Origin of the sequence: Vreelandella sp. 21, from assembly GCF_050995515.1 — a bacterium.
Lineage (GTDB): Bacteria > Pseudomonadota > Gammaproteobacteria > Pseudomonadales > Halomonadaceae > Vreelandella > Vreelandella alkaliphila.
Genome location: NZ_CP194673.1, coordinates 3,879,962 through 3,897,349, shown reverse-complemented (window position 1 = coordinate 3,897,349; position 17,388 = coordinate 3,879,962). Strand labels below are relative to the sequence as shown.

General features: G+C 55.1%; 17 protein-coding genes. 5 read left to right on the top strand and 12 right to left on the bottom strand.

Annotation, left to right across the window (positions count from 1 at the left end; genetic code table 11):
* Position 1 precedes the first annotated feature (1 nt).
* Together ACN06F_RS17625 and ACN06F_RS17620 are read right to left on the bottom strand one after the other, a co-directional pair.
* The gene (locus ACN06F_RS17625) at positions 2 to 610 is read right to left on the bottom strand and encodes an SCO family protein (RefSeq protein WP_271911434.1); all 609 of its coding nucleotides are present in this window, start codon (positions 608 to 610) and stop codon (positions 2 to 4) included.
* A gap of 5 nt (positions 611 to 615) precedes the next feature.
* Positions 616 to 1,119 (bottom strand): hypothetical protein, encoded by a 504-nt coding sequence (locus ACN06F_RS17620; RefSeq protein ID WP_038479535.1) that lies wholly within the window; start codon positions 1,117 to 1,119, stop codon positions 616 to 618.
* 106 nt (positions 1,120 to 1,225) lie between these two features.
* Here ACN06F_RS17620 and ACN06F_RS17615 point away from each other — a divergent pair, with 106 nt between their 5' ends.
* Together ACN06F_RS17615 and ACN06F_RS17610 are read left to right on the top strand one after the other, a co-directional pair.
* Positions 1,226 to 2,140: an AEC family transporter gene (locus ACN06F_RS17615; RefSeq protein WP_231657755.1), complete on the top strand. Its 915-nt coding sequence runs from the start codon at positions 1,226 to 1,228 to the stop codon at positions 2,138 to 2,140.
* Positions 2,141 to 2,988: 848 nt separating this feature from the next.
* Positions 2,989 to 3,990, top strand: coding sequence for a 2-hydroxyacid dehydrogenase (locus ACN06F_RS17610; protein ID WP_433924432.1), 1,002 nt, complete (start codon positions 2,989 to 2,991; stop codon positions 3,988 to 3,990).
* A 30-nt stretch (positions 3,991 to 4,020) separates the two neighbouring features.
* Here the strand turns inward: ACN06F_RS17610 and trmB are convergent, their stop codons facing one another.
* From trmB to thiS, 3 genes are read right to left on the bottom strand one after another with little or no spacing between them, the layout of a single operon-like run.
* Positions 4,021 to 4,770, bottom strand: coding sequence for a tRNA (guanosine(46)-N7)-methyltransferase TrmB (gene trmB / locus ACN06F_RS17605; protein WP_433924431.1), 750 nt, complete (start codon positions 4,768 to 4,770; stop codon positions 4,021 to 4,023).
* A gap of 12 nt (positions 4,771 to 4,782) precedes the next feature.
* Positions 4,783 to 5,577: a thiazole synthase gene (locus ACN06F_RS17600; RefSeq protein ID WP_120386058.1), complete on the bottom strand. Its 795-nt coding sequence runs from the start codon at positions 5,575 to 5,577 to the stop codon at positions 4,783 to 4,785.
* Positions 5,578 to 5,616: 39 nt separating this feature from the next.
* Complete coding sequence (gene thiS / locus ACN06F_RS17595) at positions 5,617 to 5,838, bottom strand: sulfur carrier protein ThiS (protein ID WP_009723207.1); 222 nt, start codon at positions 5,836 to 5,838, stop codon at positions 5,617 to 5,619.
* A 177-nt stretch (positions 5,839 to 6,015) separates the two neighbouring features.
* On the opposite strand from thiS, the gene ACN06F_RS17590 reads away from it, so the two are divergent.
* Positions 6,016 to 6,393, top strand: coding sequence for a DUF423 domain-containing protein (locus ACN06F_RS17590; protein ID WP_038479520.1), 378 nt, complete (start codon positions 6,016 to 6,018; stop codon positions 6,391 to 6,393).
* A gap of 8 nt (positions 6,394 to 6,401) precedes the next feature.
* Here the strand turns inward: ACN06F_RS17590 and ACN06F_RS17585 are convergent, their stop codons facing one another.
* Together ACN06F_RS17585 and ACN06F_RS17580 are read right to left on the bottom strand one after the other, a co-directional pair.
* Positions 6,402 to 6,824, bottom strand: coding sequence for a PaaI family thioesterase (locus ACN06F_RS17585; protein ID WP_038479517.1), 423 nt, complete (start codon positions 6,822 to 6,824; stop codon positions 6,402 to 6,404).
* A gap of 67 nt (positions 6,825 to 6,891) precedes the next feature.
* Entirely contained in the window at positions 6,892 to 9,066 is a 2,175-nt protein-coding gene (locus tag ACN06F_RS17580; RefSeq protein WP_433924430.1) for a malate synthase G, read from the bottom strand.
* 206 nt (positions 9,067 to 9,272) lie between these two features.
* Here ACN06F_RS17580 and ACN06F_RS17575 point away from each other — a divergent pair, with 206 nt between their 5' ends.
* A complete protein-coding gene (locus ACN06F_RS17575; protein ID WP_038479511.1) occupies positions 9,273 to 10,253 on the top strand; it encodes an alpha/beta hydrolase in 981 nt (326 codons plus the stop codon).
* 89 nt (positions 10,254 to 10,342) lie between these two features.
* Here the strand turns inward: ACN06F_RS17575 and ACN06F_RS17570 are convergent, their stop codons facing one another.
* The gene (locus ACN06F_RS17570) at positions 10,343 to 10,495 is read right to left on the bottom strand and encodes a hypothetical protein (protein ID WP_245846652.1); all 153 of its coding nucleotides are present in this window, start codon (positions 10,493 to 10,495) and stop codon (positions 10,343 to 10,345) included.
* Positions 10,496 to 10,801: 306 nt separating this feature from the next.
* Between ACN06F_RS17570 and ACN06F_RS17565 the strand changes: the two genes are divergently transcribed.
* Positions 10,802 to 11,383 carry an NADPH-dependent FMN reductase gene (locus ACN06F_RS17565; protein WP_433924429.1) on the top strand — a complete coding sequence of 194 codons (582 nt, stop codon included), beginning with the start codon at positions 10,802 to 10,804 and terminating at the stop codon, positions 11,381 to 11,383.
* Here the strand turns inward: ACN06F_RS17565 and ACN06F_RS17560 are convergent.
* The 4 genes from ACN06F_RS17560 to ACN06F_RS17545 all read right to left on the bottom strand — a co-directional run bounded on the left by ACN06F_RS17560 (position 11,380) and on the right by ACN06F_RS17545 (position 17,358).
* A complete protein-coding gene (locus tag ACN06F_RS17560; protein ID WP_433924428.1) occupies positions 11,380 to 12,888 on the bottom strand; it encodes a YifB family Mg chelatase-like AAA ATPase in 1,509 nt (502 codons plus the stop codon). The two genes, ACN06F_RS17565 and ACN06F_RS17560, sit on opposite strands and share 4 nt — an antisense overlap.
* Positions 12,889 to 12,974: 86 nt before the next feature.
* Positions 12,975 to 13,880 carry an ABC transporter substrate-binding protein gene (locus ACN06F_RS17555; RefSeq protein ID WP_095603440.1) on the bottom strand — a complete coding sequence of 302 codons (906 nt, stop codon included), beginning with the start codon at positions 13,878 to 13,880 and terminating at the stop codon, positions 12,975 to 12,977.
* Between the two features lie 194 nt (positions 13,881 to 14,074).
* Positions 14,075 to 16,180 carry a TonB-dependent siderophore receptor gene (locus ACN06F_RS17550; protein WP_433925135.1) on the bottom strand — a complete coding sequence of 702 codons (2,106 nt, stop codon included), beginning with the start codon at positions 16,178 to 16,180 and terminating at the stop codon, positions 14,075 to 14,077.
* Positions 16,181 to 16,389: 209 nt separating this feature from the next.
* Positions 16,390 to 17,358, bottom strand: coding sequence for a helix-turn-helix transcriptional regulator (locus tag ACN06F_RS17545; protein ID WP_433924427.1), 969 nt, complete (start codon positions 17,356 to 17,358; stop codon positions 16,390 to 16,392).
* Between the last annotated feature and the right edge of the window lie 30 nt (positions 17,359 to 17,388).

The window sequence follows — 17,388 nt, the reverse complement described above, 5'->3', positions numbered from 1 at the left end:
GCTAGCTACCTAACTCATTCTCCAGCGCTGACACTAAGCCGTGCGGTGCTGGGGAGTAGAGCACTCTCTGTAAAATTTCACCGTTGCGGTTAACCAAGAAAAGCGAGGCGCTATGGTCAATGGTGTAGGCCATGGCTGAATCGGGTGCCTCTACTCGCCGCCAAATAACGCCATAGCGTGCTGCTACATCTTCAAGCTGCTCTTGACTGCCCACCAAGCCGATAAACGCATCACCAAAGAACTGCATATACTCTTCCATGCGTGGCAGCGTATCGCGTTCAGGGTCAACCGTTATCATTATCGGCACCACGCGTTTGCGCTGTGCGTCGCTTAGCTGGGCCAATGCCTGGCGTTTAACGGCCTGATTCATTGGGCAAACATCTGGGCAGTAGGTGTAGCCAAATGAAACAATCGCAATGTCGTCTTCATCTAGCTGGGAGAGAGAGAAATCACCTTGAGTAGACGGCATTTCTATTGGTCCCCCCGCCACGTCATCACTGTCTGGCTGGAAAGCAAACTGGTAAAGGCCGATAGCCGAAATGGTCAGCAAGACAAGTATTAGCACTAAGCCCAGCCAGAGTGCTTTACGATTGTTTGGTTTAGCGGCCATACGTACTAACTCCTAATCACGTCAAAGTCGAACCAACTGCCCAACTTGCCTTCCGGTGTTTCCAGGATAACCCGCGCCCGCCAGGGCATCACGTCTTGCGTGCAGATACCGACTTGCCCTTGGCCATGAAAGTGCCCGGGTGCAGTAGCGGTTAATCCAAAACGGTGTAAGCCCATATCCATATCACGCCCAATAAAGTCGACCGTCACATGGCTTGGGTTGAGGCCCTCTACTTCTACATCCAGTGGCAGAATATCCAGCGCGTCGATACGGCCATCGGCATCAACGGTCAGTGTTAGGCGGCCTTTATCGCCCAGTACTGCCGAGCACGTACTGGTGTGTAGGTTGCAGTTGGCATCTGGTGTAAACCATGCAATATCACCATCATCGCGCAGCCAATTGGCAAACACGTACCACGTGCAGGCGGCCAGTGAGATGCCCGTGATGAGGATAAGCACTTTCAGTGCTGGAAAACCCGTAAAGTAGACAGGTTTAGGCAAGTTCTTCATGGCAGAATGGTCACTACGCAGGCCGTAAGATGGAAGTTAGTTTCATGGTAACAGTAATCGCACGGATGTCGCTGTGCTGGGATGTCGCAGTTAACAAGGAATAACAATGGAGAGCATTACTGGCGCACTTGGGCCACTGTTTTTATTGATTTTACTGGGCGCTGCCATTGGCTATGGTCGTTGGCCAAGTGCTACGTTCTGGCCGCAAATGGAGCGTCTGATCTACTTTGTGCTATTTCCAGCAATGCTGATAGGCACGCTGGCCACTGCAGATGTCAGCCAAGTACCGGTTGGGCGCATAGCGTTGGTATTGCTCGGCACGATGGGGGGGTTGGGTCTGTTGCTATGGCGCTGTCGTGGTTACCTTGGCTTAACGCCCGCGGCGTTCACATCGGTGTTCCAAGGCGCCGTGCGTTTTAATACCTACGTGGGTGTCGCAGGAGCCGCGGCACTGCATGGCAGCATGGGGGCGACTACCGCTGCTGTGGCGGTGGCACTCATGGTACCGGTGGTGAACGTAATGTGCGTCGCAAGCTTTGTCGCGGCAGGTACGCTGGGCAGTGGAAGCCTTGGCCAAAGTGCCCTCGCACTGGCTAAAAATCCACTGATTTTGTCCTGTCTGGCAGGTATCGGACTCAATCTTTCGGGGGTTGGTTTGCCCGGTTGGAGCGAGGATACCGTAGGGTTATTGGGAGGCGCGGCGCTGCCGTTAGGGCTCATTGCCGTGGGCGTGGCGCTGCGCCCTGCAGCACTGCTACGGCTTGATCGTGGCGTGATAGCGACGAATAGCATCAAGCTGCTGTTAATGCCTGCGGTGGTGCTGCTATTAGCGTGGCTGGTGGGGCTGGACCCTATCAGTCGTGATGTGGCGCTGCTGTTTGCAGCGCTGCCTACCGCCACATCTGCTTACATTCTTGCTCGGCAGTTGGGAGGTGATGCAGAGCTTATGGCGGCAATTATTACCGGCCAGACGCTGTTGGCGATGCTGACGCTGCCCGTCTGGTTGCAGTTAGTGGGGTAGTGTAAAAAAACTGTCTTAAAAATAAATAAAAAGTATTCGCATTTAGGTTGACGCGGTAAATGAGAATGATTATATTGTGATTGTCAGCGTTTAATGAGACGTTGGCAACCACGACAGAAACCGCCAGTTTCCTGTCATGGTTTCTCCCTCTCATTGCTAGTCACGGTCTTTTGCCGCTCCCCCTGGAGCGGCTTTCTTTTTTTAATGCTCTGCGATTTTGTGATTTTCCTTGAGATGCCATGCGGGGGCTGTGGTCAGCGTTTGATGAGGCGTTGGCAACCACGACGCTATTTCAAAGATCAGCGCCAGTTTCCTGTCATGGTTCCTCTTTCCTTGCTAGTCACAGTCTTTTGCCCTTCCCCTGGAGCGGCTTTCTTTTTTTGATGCTCTACGTTTTTGTGATTTTCCTTGAGATGCCATGCGGGGGCTGTGGTCAGCGTTTGATGAGACGATGGCAACCACGACGCTATTTCAAAGATCAGCGCCAGTTTCCTGTCATGGTTCCTCTTTACTTGCTAGTCACGGTCTTTTGCCGCTCCCGCTTGGAGCGGCTTTCTTTTTTTAATGCTCTACGTTTTTGTGATTTTCCTTGAGATGCCATGCGTAGGCTATGGTCAGCGTTTGATGAGGCGTTGGCAACCACGACGCTATTTCAAAGATCAGCGCCAGTTTCCTGTCATGGTTCCTCTTTCCTTGCTAGTCACAGTCTTTTGCCCTTCCCCTGGAGCGGCTTTCTTTTTTTATAGCGGCATCTTTCTTTGATCTCGGTGAATACCTCCTCTGACGTTTGGGCAGACAATAGGCCAATCGCCTATGCTGATCATTTATCCAAAGCCAGGAGACATGCCATGCGCGTTGCCGTTTTTAGCGCTAAGCCTTATGACGAAACCTTCCTTGCTCGTGCTAATGCCGCGAATCGACACGAATTAAGCTTTTTTGATGCGCGCTTGACCGTCGATACGGCGCCTCTAGCGAAAGGGTTTGAAGTTGTGTGCGCTTTTGTAAATGACCATCTGTATGCGGACGTTTTAGAGCAGCTACATACTAGCGGCATACGATTGGTAGCACTGCGCTCGGCGGGCTTTAACCATGTTGACTTGGCGGCGGCCGAACGGTTGGGAATTACCGTAGTGCGGGTGCCCGCTTATTCGCCTCATGCCGTAGCAGAGCACGCGGTGGCCTTAGTGTTAAGCCTGAACCGCATGATCTATCGCGCTTACAACCGAGTGCGCGAGGGCAACTTTGCCCTAGACGGACTGCTGGGGTTCGATCTGCATGGCAAAACCGTGGGCGTGATTGGCACTGGGCAGATTGGCTTGATCTTTGCCAATATCATGCATGGCTTTGGCTGCCGAGTAGTTGCCAGCGATCCTTTTCCAAACCCGAATGCCGAGCCGTTTGTGGAGTACGTGCCGCTGGCGTCGCTCTATGCTCAGGCAGATATTATCTCGCTGCACTGCCCGTTAACACCCGATACTGATCACCTGGTTAACGCAGATGCCATCGCGCAAATGAAGCAGGGTGTCATGCTGATCAACACTGGCCGCGGTCGAGTGGTCGATACTCAAGCGGTGATCGCTGGTCTGAAAAGCGGCAAAATTGGTCGCTTAGGGCTAGATGTTTACGAAGAGGAGGAGCAGCTGTTCTTCGAAGATCTATCGCACAAAGTGATCGATGATGATCAGTTCATGCGTCTGACGACCTTTCACAATGTGCTGATTACCGGTCATCAGGCTTTCTTCACTACCGAGGCGCTAACCAATATTGCTGAAACCACGCTGGCCAATATCGACGCCTTTGAAAGCGGTAGCGGTACGCTGCATCGCGTCGTCTACGATAAGCGAACGTAGACGACGCTGAGCTATCTTTAGTCGCTGTGTTTAAACGTCACGGCGGTAAATCAAATCCCATACGCCGTGGCCAAGTTTCTCGCCACGGGCTTCAAACTTAGTTAGCGGGCGAAAGTCTGGGCGTGGAACGTAGGGCGCTGTGTCGGCGCTGGCGGTATTCGCGTAGCCGGGTGCGGCGTCCATGACCTCGGCCATCCACTCGGCATAGGCTTCCCAGTCGGTCGCCATGTGGAAGGTGCCGCCAGGTTTTAAGCGCGTACGAATTAGCTCAACAAACGCAGGCTGCACAATACGCCGCTTGTGGTGCTTCTTTTTCGGCCATGGATCGGGGAAAAAGAGCTGTAGCGTGGTTAATGAGTCTTCAGGCAGACACTGCTCCAGCACCGCTAAGGCATCTTCGCGGTAAACGCGCAGGTTGGTTAGGCCGCGTTTATCTACCTCATCTAGCAGCTTGCCCACACCCGGCGCGTGAACCTCAATACCGATAAAGTCAGTATTTGGGTGGCGTTCGGCTTGCTCGACGAGTGAGTTGCCCATACCAAAGCCAATTTCCACCACGCGCGGTGCTTGGCGGCCAAACAGGGTATCCAAATCCTGACGCCCATCGGCAATCGTCAGTCCTAAGCGTGGCCAAACGTCTTCTAAACCGCGGCTTTGCGCTGGGGTCATGCGCCCTGCGCGAATCACGTAGCTCTTAATCCCCCGCCGGTGTAGCGGGGCATCAGCATTTTCAGGGCCTGTGGTGTTGCTTTCAGGCGTGGTGTCGTTCGTATCGGTCATGGTGTCTCTGTATCAGCCGTTAATTCGGCCTGCAAAAGGCGAAGAGGGGTCGGCGCTCTGGCGGCGAGGCATACGGCCAGCTAAGAAGGCATCGCGGCCAGCTTCTACGGCAAGCTTCATGGCGTTAGCCATACGTAGCGGGTCGCGGGCATGAGCGATCGCGGTGTTGAGTAGCACGCCGTCACACCCTAGCTCCATTGCCATGGCGGCGTCAGAAGCGGTGCCGATGCCCGCATCGACCAGCACGGGTACACTGCTTTGCTCAACAATCAGGCGTACATTATGCGGGTTTTGAATGCCATGCCCCGAGCCAATCAGCGAACCTAGCGGCATGATGGCGCAGCAACCCATGGCTTCTAGTTCACGTGCCACAATGGGGTCATCACTGGTGTACACCATGACGTCAAAGCCATCAGCCAACAGTGTCTCAGCAGCTTTTAGCGTCTCAACCACATTGGGATAGAGGGTGTGGTCGTCGCCGAGTACTTCCAGCTTGACCAGGTTATGGCCGTCTAGCAGCTCACGCGCCAAGCGGCAGGTGCGCACAGCGTCTTTGGCGTTGTAGCAGCCAGCGGTGTTGGGCAGCAAGGTGTAGCGCTGGGGGGAAATGACATCGAGAAGATTAGGCGCATCGGCATCCTGGCCTAAGTTGGTGCGGCGTACAGCAAAGGTGACAATTTCCGCTCCGCTTTGGGCAATGGCCGCGCCGGTCTCGGTAAAGTCTTTGTATTTGCCAGTGCCCACCAGCAGGCGGGAGCTGAACGCGCGCCCAGCAACGGTAAACGGTGTATCAGTCAGTGGCGTCATAGCGGTTCCTTTTGAAAGCAAAAATGGTGGTGGGCTACGCTAGCCGCCGCCGATGGCGTGAACGACTTCTATCTGGTCGCCATTGGCTAAATGCGTTTGAGCAAGCTGGCTTTTGGGCACGATCTGTTCGTTAATTTCCACAGCGATACGGCGCCCGGTCAGGCCTAATTGCTCAATTAGATCAGCGGCGCTAAGGCCAGCTGCCAGCGTATGCGATTCGCCATTGAGCGTCAGTTGTATCGACTCATTAGGAGTAGGCATAACGGTAAGTGTCCCATTCGGTGAGGCAAAACATTGTCTATTGTAGCGGTTTCGCACCGCTCAAGGTATGTGACAACGTTAATCATCTCGGTGAATTATCGAGTGCGTATGTCGGGGGCTTATCCCAGATAGTTATCTCATGTACTTGTAACGAGTATTTATAAACAGGAGTAACGCATGCAGCGAGCAGACAAACCCTGGTGGTGCCTAGTCGCACTCTCAGGAGCATTAATGGTGATACTAGGCGCCTATGCGGCTCACGGATTGGCATCGCGTACCAGTGCTGCCATGGTCGACATCGTTGAAACTGGCGTGCGTTACCAAGCGTGGCATACGTTGGCCATGTTAGCGGTACTGGCTTGGCGCAGCCAGTGCCCTCAGCCAGGACAGCGCATCGTGCTAGCGCTATGGGCGTTGGGTATCACCGCATTTTCGGGCTCGCTGTACCTAATGGCCCTAGCAGGGCTTAGCGTTGGTATTGTAACGCCCATCGGTGGTTTGCTGCTGATGGCAGGCTGGTTAGGCTTAGCCGTCACTGCGCTGCTCAGCCGTTAGCGCGGTGGTTAGCCAGTTGGGCTGTCTGGCAGCGCATAGCTGGCGGTAATATGCGCAACCGGCTTAGTGTCATCGCTGGCAGAGAAAATCTGCACTTCGCCTACCGCTAAACGGCGGCCTAACTTGATGAGTTTGGCGTGAGCAACAATATCGTGCTCGCCGGAAGCGGCGCGTAAGAAATGGCAGTTCAAGTCACTGGTGACCGCCATGGCTTCGGGGCCTATTTGCGCCAAAATGGCCACATACAACGCCACATCAGCAAAGCCCATCATGGTCGGACCAGATACCCTGGGGCCAGGGCGAAGGTGTTGCTCACCGATGGTTAGTCGCAGGGTGGCACTCATCGCACCAACGCTTTCAATTCTGCCCATCCGCTGGGGGAACACCTCATCTAAAAAGTGCTCAATCTGCTCGGCAGTCATTACGGTCATTATTATTGTCCTTTATAAAAAAGCCCCGAGGCATGCGCCTCGAGGCTGATGATACCGCAAAGCGCGTTTACTTCGCCTTATGTACCTGACGCCACGCGTGAAGTAGCGGTTCGGTGTAACCAGAAGGCTGTACGCGGCCTTTGAACACTAAGTCAGAGGCTGCTTTAAAGGCGGTTGAGCCTTCGAAGTCGGCGCTCATGGCCGTGTAGGTGGGGTCGCCAGCGTTCTGCTGATCAACCACTTTCGCCATACGCTTCAGCGTTTCTTCCACCCGCGGCGCATCGACAATGCCGTGGTGCAGCCAGTTGGCGATATGTTGGCTGGAAATACGCAGCGTAGCGCGGTCTTCCATTAGGCCAACGTTATGAATGTCCGGCACTTTCGAGCAGCCCACGCCATGCTCAACCCAGCGTACCACGTAGCCAAGAATGCCCTGGCAGTTGTTATCCAACTCTTGTTGAATCTCCTCATCCGACCAGTTGGCGTTTTCGGCTACTGGCACGGTGAGCAGGTCATCCAAGAAATCGGGTTCGCCTTGGGCTTCCAGCTCGCGCTGTACGTCCGCTACGTTGACTTGGTGGTAGTGAAGCGCATGTAGCGTAGCCGCCGTTGGAGAAGGCACCCATGCCGTGTTAGCACCCGCTTTCGGGTGACCAATTTTTTGCTCTAGCATGCTATGCATCAGATCCGGCATTGCCCACATGCCTTTACCGATTTGAGCACGACCACGCAGGCCACAGGCTAAGCCTACCTGCACGTTGTTCTTTTCGTAGGCGGTGATCCACGCAGCGCTCTTCATATCGCCTTTGCGAACCATCGGGCCTGCTTCCATGGCGGTGTGCATTTCGTCACCGGTGCGGTCAAGGAAACCGGTGTTGATGAACACAACACGAGAAGCCGCTTCAGCAATACACGCCTTCAAGTTGACGGTGGTGCGGCGCTCTTCATCCATGATGCCCATTTTCAGGGTGTCACGACTCATGCCCAGGATGTCTTCAACGCGACCAAACAGTTCGTTGGCGAACGCCACTTCTTTCGGCCCGTGCATTTTCGGCTTCACGATATACACTGAGCCAGCGCGAGAGTTGCGTGGCTGATCGGCGTCTTTCTTCAGATCGTGCAGTGACAGCAGCGAGGTCACTACCGCGTCCAGAATACCTTCCGGCAGTTCGTTGCCATTTTCGTCCAGGACGGCAGGCGTGGTCATCAGGTGGCCAACGTTGCGCACGAACATCAGCGAACGACCCGGCAGTGTAACGGTGCTGCCATCAGTGGTTTGCCAAGTACGATCGGCGTGCAGCGTCCGCTTGAAGGTTTTGCCGCCTTTGTCGATGCTCTCTTCCAGGTCGCCCTTCATCAGGCCAAGCCAGTTGCTGTAAACACCGACTTTATCTTCAGAGTCGACAGCAGCAACGGAGTCTTCACAATCCATAATCGCGGTCAGTGCCGCTTCCACCACCACGTCTTTCACGTGAGCGGGGTCGGTTTTACCGATCGGGTGGCTATCGTCGATCTGGATTTCCAGGTGCAGGCCATTGTTGGCGAGCAGGATGGCTTCCGGCGCAGATGCGTCGCCGTTAAAGCCGATCAGCTTGCCAGAATCTTTTAGGCCGGTTTCACGACCGCCTTCCAGGCTAACGACCAAGTGGCCGTCACGAATAGCGTATTTCACTGCATCGCGGTGAGAGCCCGTGGCCAGTGGGGCTGCACGATCAAGTACACCACGGGCATAAGCGATAACTTTTTGGCCACGCTTTGGGTTGAAACTGGTGCCTTTTTCAGCGCCATCTTCTTCTGAAATCGCATCGGTGCCGTACAGAGCATCGTACAAGCTGCCCCAGCGGGCGTTAGCGGCATTCAACGCATAGCGGGCGTTGCTCACAGGCACGACCAACTGCGGGCCTGCTTGAACAGCCACTTCACGATCTACATTAGCCGTGGTGGTTTTAACGCTATTCGGCGCATCCACTAGATAACCAGCGTCTTTTAAGAAGCTGCGGTAAGCCTGCATATCGCTAACCGGGCCCGGATTTTCACGGTGCCAGGCATCCAGTTTTTCTTGGAGCGTGTCGCGCTCTTCAAGCAGTTGGCGATTTTTCGGTGTCAAATCATGGAACAGGGCGTCAACGCCAGCCCAAAAGGTGTTTTCGTCAACACCAGTGCCCGGTAAAGCCAGCTCATTGATGAAACGGTCCAGGTCTGCTGACACCTGTAAACGGTGACGCGTGATACGCTCGCTCATGGGGTTCTCCTGTAAAGGTGCCCGTGGGATATTATCGTGCCACGGTCAGGGTAAATATATATTTATGGAAAATACTTCCACAACTGCGCGGGCATGTAAACAGCCGATGCCGTAAAGCAGCAAAATGCTCGACCAAATGATGAGAGCGACAGTGGTCTCCGCTGTCATTCAGCCAATGGATAGGTGGCGTTCACGGAGAGACGTTAATGCATAATTTCCAACACCTGGAAGGCTTGTTTAGGCAAGCAGCAGGCGAATCATCCCTCTCCCAGCTTCGGCCGGGCGACACGCTAACGGACGCTGTGCATGACTATTTTCGCCACTACGGTTTAGAAACGCTATTAAACGACACCAGCGAAGTGCACGCGGGATTTATTGATACTGGACGCTTTGCTCTGTGGTGCCAAGTATGGAGCCCGCCTGTTCCCACTGGCACCGCGTTTGTGATTCATGGTTACTTTGACCATTTAGGCCTTTACCGCCATTTGCTTGGCTGCCTGCTGGCCAAAGGGTGGCGAGTGGTGTTGTGGGACCTTCCTGGTCACGGTCTTTCCAGCGGCCCACGCGCTGATATTGACGATTTTGACGACTATCAGCACTGCCTTGCGCATTTACAGACGACATTGCAAACCCAGGGCATGGCCCCTACGCCGTGGCTAGGTGTTGGGCAGAGTACGGGGGCGGCCATCTTGGCGACCGATGCGCTCACCCGTCGTGAAACGGCAGGCTGGGCCGGTATTGTGCTGCTAGCGCCATTGGTACGCCCCTGGCGCTGGAGTCAGTCTAGCTGGCTGCACTTGATTGCCAGCCCTTTTCTAAAGGAGCTACCACGTAAGTATCGCCCCAATTCCACTGATGAGCAGTTTACGGCGTTCCTACGTGACCAAGACCCGCTGCAACCTGAACGGTTAAGCGTCGCCTGGATAACCGCCATGCGACGTTGGATGCCCCGTTTACTAGCGTTGGAACCTAACCCGCTGCCGACGCTTATTTTACAGGGTGAGCAAGACCTTACCGTCGATTGGGAGTGGAATTTAGCGGTATTGGAAGAGAAATTTCCTAATGCCGAGGTCCACCGCCATCCAGAAGCCCGGCATCACTTAGTTAACGAGGCCGATCCCATTCGTGAAGTGTTGTTTGAAGCTCTTGATAGTTTCGTAGATAACGTTGTTGAGAGTGTTCAATAACGTAAATGTTTAAAGCTCAGGGGGGGCAGCTTGAGGCTAGGGCGCCAGAGCGCGCCCTGCCTCGTGCTTAATTTCGCTACTGAGTTTCGCTACTGAGCGTTCAGGAAGTCCTCCACATTGAGCAGTATCAGCTCATTATCATCAGCGCGTCCTTGCTGGCGGCCAATCGAGAAAGGATAGTTGTTGTCATTGGCGACCACGATAGTGCTCTCATCGACGCGATCGACGTTCTCAATGGTCACAAAGGGAAAGTTAAAGGTGCCGTTGATCGTGCCGCACTGGTAAATACAAAGGCGAGTAGAGCGGTTGCTAGTAACGGCTTGGTCATTACGGTTTCACTATTTAGGAAGAGAAAGTAGAGCAGTTTCAGCTTTTGCTAATTCTCGTCCGTAATAGTGATAGTTGAATGACAAGGTGCAGACGTTTTAATGGCAGCAGGGTTTCACGTCGCGTTTGGCCCTGAGTCGTAAAATACGCCTTGCTCAAAAGACACAAATATTAAATGGTGGGACTTTCAGATACGTTCTTATAAAAAAGAGGAAATGGTAATGGCGTCATCAGTAGCAAAAGTTCTCGTATTAGCGGGCAGTGCCCGTGAAGGTTCGCTTAATAAACAGCTCGCGAAGCTTGCTGCCAAGCGCATTGAGGTTTTGGGTGGAAAGGCAACCTTTATCGATTTAAAAGACTACCCTTGCCCGCTGTTCGATGAGGACATTGAAGTCCAAGGCATGCCTGATAATGTACTGAAGCTGCGCGAAATACTGGCCGATCACCAAGCGCTATTGATCGCCTCGCCGGAGTACAACGGTTTTATTACGCCGTTGCTGAAAAACACGTTAGATTGGCTCTCCAGGCCTTATAACGATACGCCAGGGCTTGGATTATTCGCCGGTAAGTGGGCAGCGCTGGTGGCGGCTTCCCCTGGTGGGCTGGGCGGTATTCGAGCACTGCCCCTTGGACAGCAGTTGTTGGCTAATCTGGGGTTGGTCGTACTGCCGCAGCCACTATCATTGCCGAAGGCAGGCAGTGCGTTTAACGAGTCAGGCGCGCTAAAGGATGAGGCAACGGGTGGAAAGCTCGACGCCTTATGCCAACGGCTCGTCGATGTAATGGCCAATGACCATCGCTAGGCACCTTTCAACAGCCTATCCAACTGCCGGTAGCCGATAGCCTCGATAAAGTGCGGCTGGGTGGGCTTGGGTTCGCCTTGTAGGTCGGCCAGAGTGAGTGCGACCCGCAGGACGCGGTGGTAAGCGCGGGCAGAGAGCTTGAGTTTTTCCAGCACGCCTGCCAACCAGGCGCGCTCTTCATCGTTAAGCGCGCAGGCGGCTTCTAAGGCTTTGCCGCTTAGCTGGCTATTGAGTGCGCCTCGCGCCATTTGGCGCTCTCGGGCGGCCATCACCCGCTCGCGCACGGCGCTGGAAGGTTCGCCTTGGGTTTGGGCAGTGAGCTGCTCGGGCGGCAGGGCGGGCACTTCCACTTGCAGGTCAATGCGGTCTAGCAGCGGGCCAGAAAGCCGTGCCTGATAGCGCTGAATCTGGCTGGCGCTGCACTGGCAGCGCTGACGCGGATCGCCCAGGTGGCCGCAGGGGCAGGGGTTCATAGCGGCAACGAGCTGAAACTGTGCCGGATAACGGCGTTCATGACTGGCGCGTGAGAGGTGAATTTCCCCCGTTTCCAGTGGCTGCCTTAACACTTCTAAGACGTTGCGGGAAAACTCCGGCAGCTCGTCTAAAAACAGCACGCCGTGGTGAGCAAGCGAGATTTCCCCAGGTTTGGGCTTTGAGCCCCCACCCACTAACGCGGCGGCGCTGGCGCTGTGGTGGGGCTGGCGAAACGGTCGCTGGCCCCAGTCTGCTTCAAGCGGTAGCCCACAGACTGAACGTACAGCGGCCACCTGCAGCGCATCGTCTTCGCAAAGCGGCGGCAAAATGCCCGGTAAGCGGCTAGCGAGCATGGTTTTTCCGGTGCCAGGAGGCCCTGCTAGCAGCAGGTTATGGCCACCAGCGGCCGCCACTTCCAGTGCGCGGCGTGCCTGCTGCTGACCGCGAACGTCGGCTAAGTCGGCAATGGGGGCCGTGGATCTCACCGAGGCAGACAGTTGGTGGGGCGGTATTTTCTCTTGTCCCAGCAAGTGAGCAACGACCTGCCACAGGGTGTCGGCAGGTAAAATCGGTAAGTCGCCCGCTAACGCGGCTTCGTCGGCACAGGCGCGGGGAATAATCAGTGCTTTGTTGACGCGCCGCGTGGCGAGAGCAAAGGGTAATACGCCGGGTACGGCGCGTAGTTTGCCATCCAATGCCAGTTCGCCTGCGCACTCTATGCCTTCTAGCGCATCTACTGGAATCTGGCCAGAGGCGGCCAAAATGCCGAGCGCAATCGGTAAATCGAAGCGGCCGCCCTCTTTAGGTAGATCGGCGGGGGCAAGGTTGAGGGTAATGCGCTTGGTGTTGGGGAAATCAAACCCGGCATTGATGAGCGCGCTGCGCACCCGCTCGCGGCTCTCTTTGACAGCGGTTTCCGGCAGGCCCACCAGCGTCAGCCCCGGCAATCCGTTGGCTAGATGTACCTCGACATGCACGGCGGGTGCTTCCAGCCCAACCCCTGCGCGCGTGGCCACAATGGCTAGTGTCATGGCGCTCCCTCGCTAGTTTTTTATTCCTGACATAACCCTACGTTAATTGGAACGTTTAAAAATAGCGTGTGCCTGGAAAACTGACCTTAGTTAACAGTTGAGTCGGTTACTTGAGCTGGGCTGCCTGCCGACAGTGCAGCAAACAACTCTCTTGCAAAACGCTGGGCAGAGGGCAGTGCGCCAAAGCTCCATACCGGCGGTAGGCGAACTATCCTGTCATGCCTGACGCTGGGAAGTTGCTGCCACAGGCCGCTGTTTGCAAGCTGCTCTTCGACTCCGATGGGCAGTGGATCGATGATCACCAGCGTTGCTTCTGGGTAGCGCGCCAGCGCTTCAATCCCCACCAGTGAAAACCCCCAGGCATTGGTCGCTTGATCCCAGGCATTGGGGAGGTCGAGCTGCTCCAGCACGGCGTTGTATAAGCTGTTTTCCCCAAACACCCGCACGTGACGGGCATCCATAAACTGTACCATCAGCAGCGGCGTAATTTCAGACTGAGAGAGGGGGCGAGATTCGCGCAGCGTGGTCATCAACGTTTGGGTCTCTTCAATAAGCTGCTCGGCCTGGGGCTGACGCTCGGTTAACTCGCCCAGCTCACGGGTCAGGGTTTGCATCTCTTGCCAGGTATCGGTGCCGGGCGAGTAGAGCGAGAATGAAGTGACCGGGGCAATGCGCTCCAGGCGCGGTGTTAAACCGGCAAACATGGGCGAGATCAACGTCTGTTCCGGAGGCACTTGGGCCAGCAGTTCTAAATTAGGCTGGGCGCGTAGTCCCATATCGGTAGCACTGTCGGGTATCTGTGGCTCGCCCACCCACTGGTGATAATCACTCTGTTGGGCAACGCTGCTAACCGGCGCATCAATGGCCAGTAGTGTTTCAGCGATGGTCCAGTCCACCGTGGCCCACTGCGCCTGGGCAGTAGAAACGCTCAGCATACAAACGGCGAACAGCCCGCAGCGCACGAGCAAAGAGAACAGGTTAGTGTGGCGCATGGTGGTGAGAGGCTATCCAGAAAATAAGAACTGTATTTAAACGATAATATTTATTGTTTGCAAACCTGTATTCAAGGAAAAATGCCCAGGCTGAGTGGCCTGGGCAGGTGGGGTTACAATAAATTAGCAATACTTAGATAAGTGCTTAGATAAGTGCTTAGATAAGTGCTTGGAACGTCGCTTAGCACAAGCGTTTAGAAACGGTAGTGAACGCTGGCGGTCACACCGCGCTCGGCGCCGAAGTAGCAGTACTCCAGCGAGTTACAGGAGGCCACGTACTCCTTATCCAGCAGGTTGTTCACATTGAGGCGCGTTTCCACCCCTTCAACGCCGAGTTGGCTTAGATCGTAGCCAATAGTGGCATCCACCAGGGTGTAGTCAGGGACAGTTTCAGTGTTGGCTCGATCGGCGGCAATATCCGCATAGTGGCGTACGCCAACACCGACATCCACGCCGTTTAGCCAGCCCTTATTGGCCTCGTAGTGGCCCCACAGCTGTACTTGGTGGCGTGGGGAGTAAATCGCGTTGTTGCCCTGGTTGCCATCATCGCTTTTAGCGTAGGTGATGTCGGTGAAGCTATAGCCTGCCTGAACCGAGAGGGTATCCGTTAGCTGGGTTTGTGCTTCCAGCTCCAGTCCTTGAGATTCAATTTCACCTACCGCGCGGTAAGGGTCGGATGGCTGCACCTTGGTCGCGACATTCTCTTGGCTGATATGGAACAGCGCTGCACTGAATTGGCTGGCGCTGCCGTTAGGCTGGAATTTTAGGCCGGCCTCCCACTGTTCGCCTTCCATTGGTTGAAGCAGGTCGCCACTCTCATCGACGAAACTAGTGGGGGTGAAGGCAGTGGAGTAGCTCAGGTAGGGCGCTACACCATTATCAAACAAGTAGACCACACCGGCGCGGCCGCTGAACTGGGTATCGCTAAGTGAGCTGGTGTCACCGCTATCGCGGTTGGTATTGTCGATATTTACCCAATCGTAGCGGCCGCCTAGCGTAAAGCGCCAGTTATCGACGGCGATTTGATCCTGTAGATAAACACCCGTTTGATCGATCTCGTGGCGTTCACGGGTAGGTGCGTAAAATTCAATCGGCCCGCTACCATAAACAGGATTAAAGGCATTGACGGGGTGGAAATACCCAGTGGGCCACGATACGTCGTTTTCCCGCTGCTGGTAATCAACCCCAACGAGCAGTGTGTGATCCATAAAGCCGCTGCTGATGGTGGCTTCAAGCTGATTGTCGATAGTCCAAGCTTCTAGAGATTCATCGCTACCAGAATAGTAGCGGGTTAATTCGTCAGAGGTGGGTGACGTCCAGCCATAGCCATAGACTTGATTAAGCACCACATCGGAGTTGAGATAACGCAGTAGCTGGCGGCCCGTTACGTCGTCATTAAAGCGATGCTCCAGGGTATAGCCAGCCATGCGCTGAGTACGCTCGTAGGCGTTGTAGTCGGCTTCGCCATCAAAGAAGTTGTTACTGATCTGCTTGCCGTTCCTGGGTACTACCGCTCCTTCATAGGGCACGCCGGAGTGGTAGCCGCCTTCGGGTTCATCCTGTAGATAGGCCTCAACCGTTAGGCTGGTGTCGTCGGTGATATCCCAGGTTAGCCGCGGCGCAATGGCATAGCGCTCCTCTTCGGCGGGGCCAAACTGGGTGTCGGCGGTACTGGCAATGCCGGTCAGGCGAAACGCTACTCGCTGCTCTGCGCCAATCGGCCCAGTGAGGTCAAAGGCGGCACTGCGCTGGTTATTATTGCCTACCCGAAAACGTAGCTCACCGCCTTGTTCAAATTCAGGGCGCTTACTGTTTAGCGCCACCACACCGCCGGGTGAGGCACGGCCATAGAGCACCGAGGCAGGCCCGCGTACCACTTCAATGCTGTCTAGAAACCACGGATCGATGCGCATACTGCTATGGGAGTTGGCATCGCCCATCACTTTAAGACCATCTAAGAACGTGTTGCTCAAGCTGCCGTCAGAAAAGCCACGTAGTACCAGGTAGTCGAAGCGGTTGGAGGCACCCACCTGGTTGCTGTAAACACCGGGCGTGTAATCGGTGGCGCGCTGAACGGTGCTGACCCCACGGTGATCCATTTGTTCGCGGGTAATGGTAGAAACGCTTTGCGGCGTTTCAATAAAAGGGGTGGTGACTTTAGTGGCCGCCTGCTGGGCGGTTACCGTCACAGTGCCTAGCGCTGTACTTTCCAGTGTACTTGCCTGAGCGTAAACCGATGGTGCCGCGAGCGCCGCGAGAACAGCGGCACTGAGCGGAGAGCGTAACAAACGGCGAGGCATAAAAGACATGGGGGTGTACCTGCAATAAGAAGCAATTAACTAATGTGTTAATGAGAATTATTGCGTTTAATTGCTTTGAAAAGGTATGCGCTATGACAAAGAGGTTATGCGTGCTGCCAAAAAATGCAGCGCAGGGGAACTTACGGCAAGACGTTATGGATAGTACGTTATGGATAGTACGTTATGGATAGTACGTTATGGATAGTACGTTAGCGATACTTGAAGACTTCATGCGGCGTGACACCAAAGGCCCGCTTATATGCTGTAGCAAAGTTGCTGGCGTGGCGGTAGCCGCAGGCGTGGGCAGTTTGCTGCACGCTATAACCTTTGCGCAAGTACGCCTGAGCTTGGGTCAGGCGACAACGCCGTAGGTAGTCGAATATCGAGCAGCCGTAACAGCGCTGGAACTTGGTGCGTAGGCTACTAGGGCTCATAGCGGCATTTCGGGCTAACTGCTCCAGCCGGTAATTCTGGTTGGGATAATGTTCGAGCTGCTTGCGCAAGAGCTCCAGGCGTTGGTGGTCGCGATGCGAAAGGTCTTGAGGGAGGCCTTCTTGTGTGTTTTTGTCACCGGGTTCCAGGCCAGCGGCAGGCAGGCCATGAGCTAGCAACTGGAACGCAAGGCCTTGCCATAATAGGCACTGCCGTTCTGCTGGCCAGTTCGATGCCAGTGCTGTTTCTAGGCTATGGCGAAGGAGCGGTGGTACTTGCCAAGTGTGTAGCACTGGGGTGGCTGGAGGGGCAACGTTAACGGGCGAGGAAGAGAGAGGCTCGAGGCCATCTAGAATCGACACGTTGAGGGTACTTAAGCGTTGTGGTGCAGGCTGGAATACCTCAAGCCTGGTCTGCTGGTTGAAGTGTGCACTGAAGGCGTCGCCAGCCTGTAACTGAAATGACTGGTGGCCGAGCCCCACATGGATGCAGCCCTCAAGTACCACACTGAGAAACCACGGAGCGGTACGACGGGAGGTGGAAGCATAAGCGTGCAGAACATCAAGTTCTGAGTGCGTCACGCGTAGGGTCGGGGTGATCTCGATATCCATCACGCGCCCGCGAGCCACGTAAGGCGATGGGGAGCGGTCAGGCGCTTCGGGAAAGCGATAATCGATCCCGAAGCGCTGACCAAGGGCCAGCAGGTCATAGGTGGTGAGTGGCGCGAGTGTGTCGAGTGTCGCCATTCCCATTACCTCGCTGTTGAGCGGCTGCCT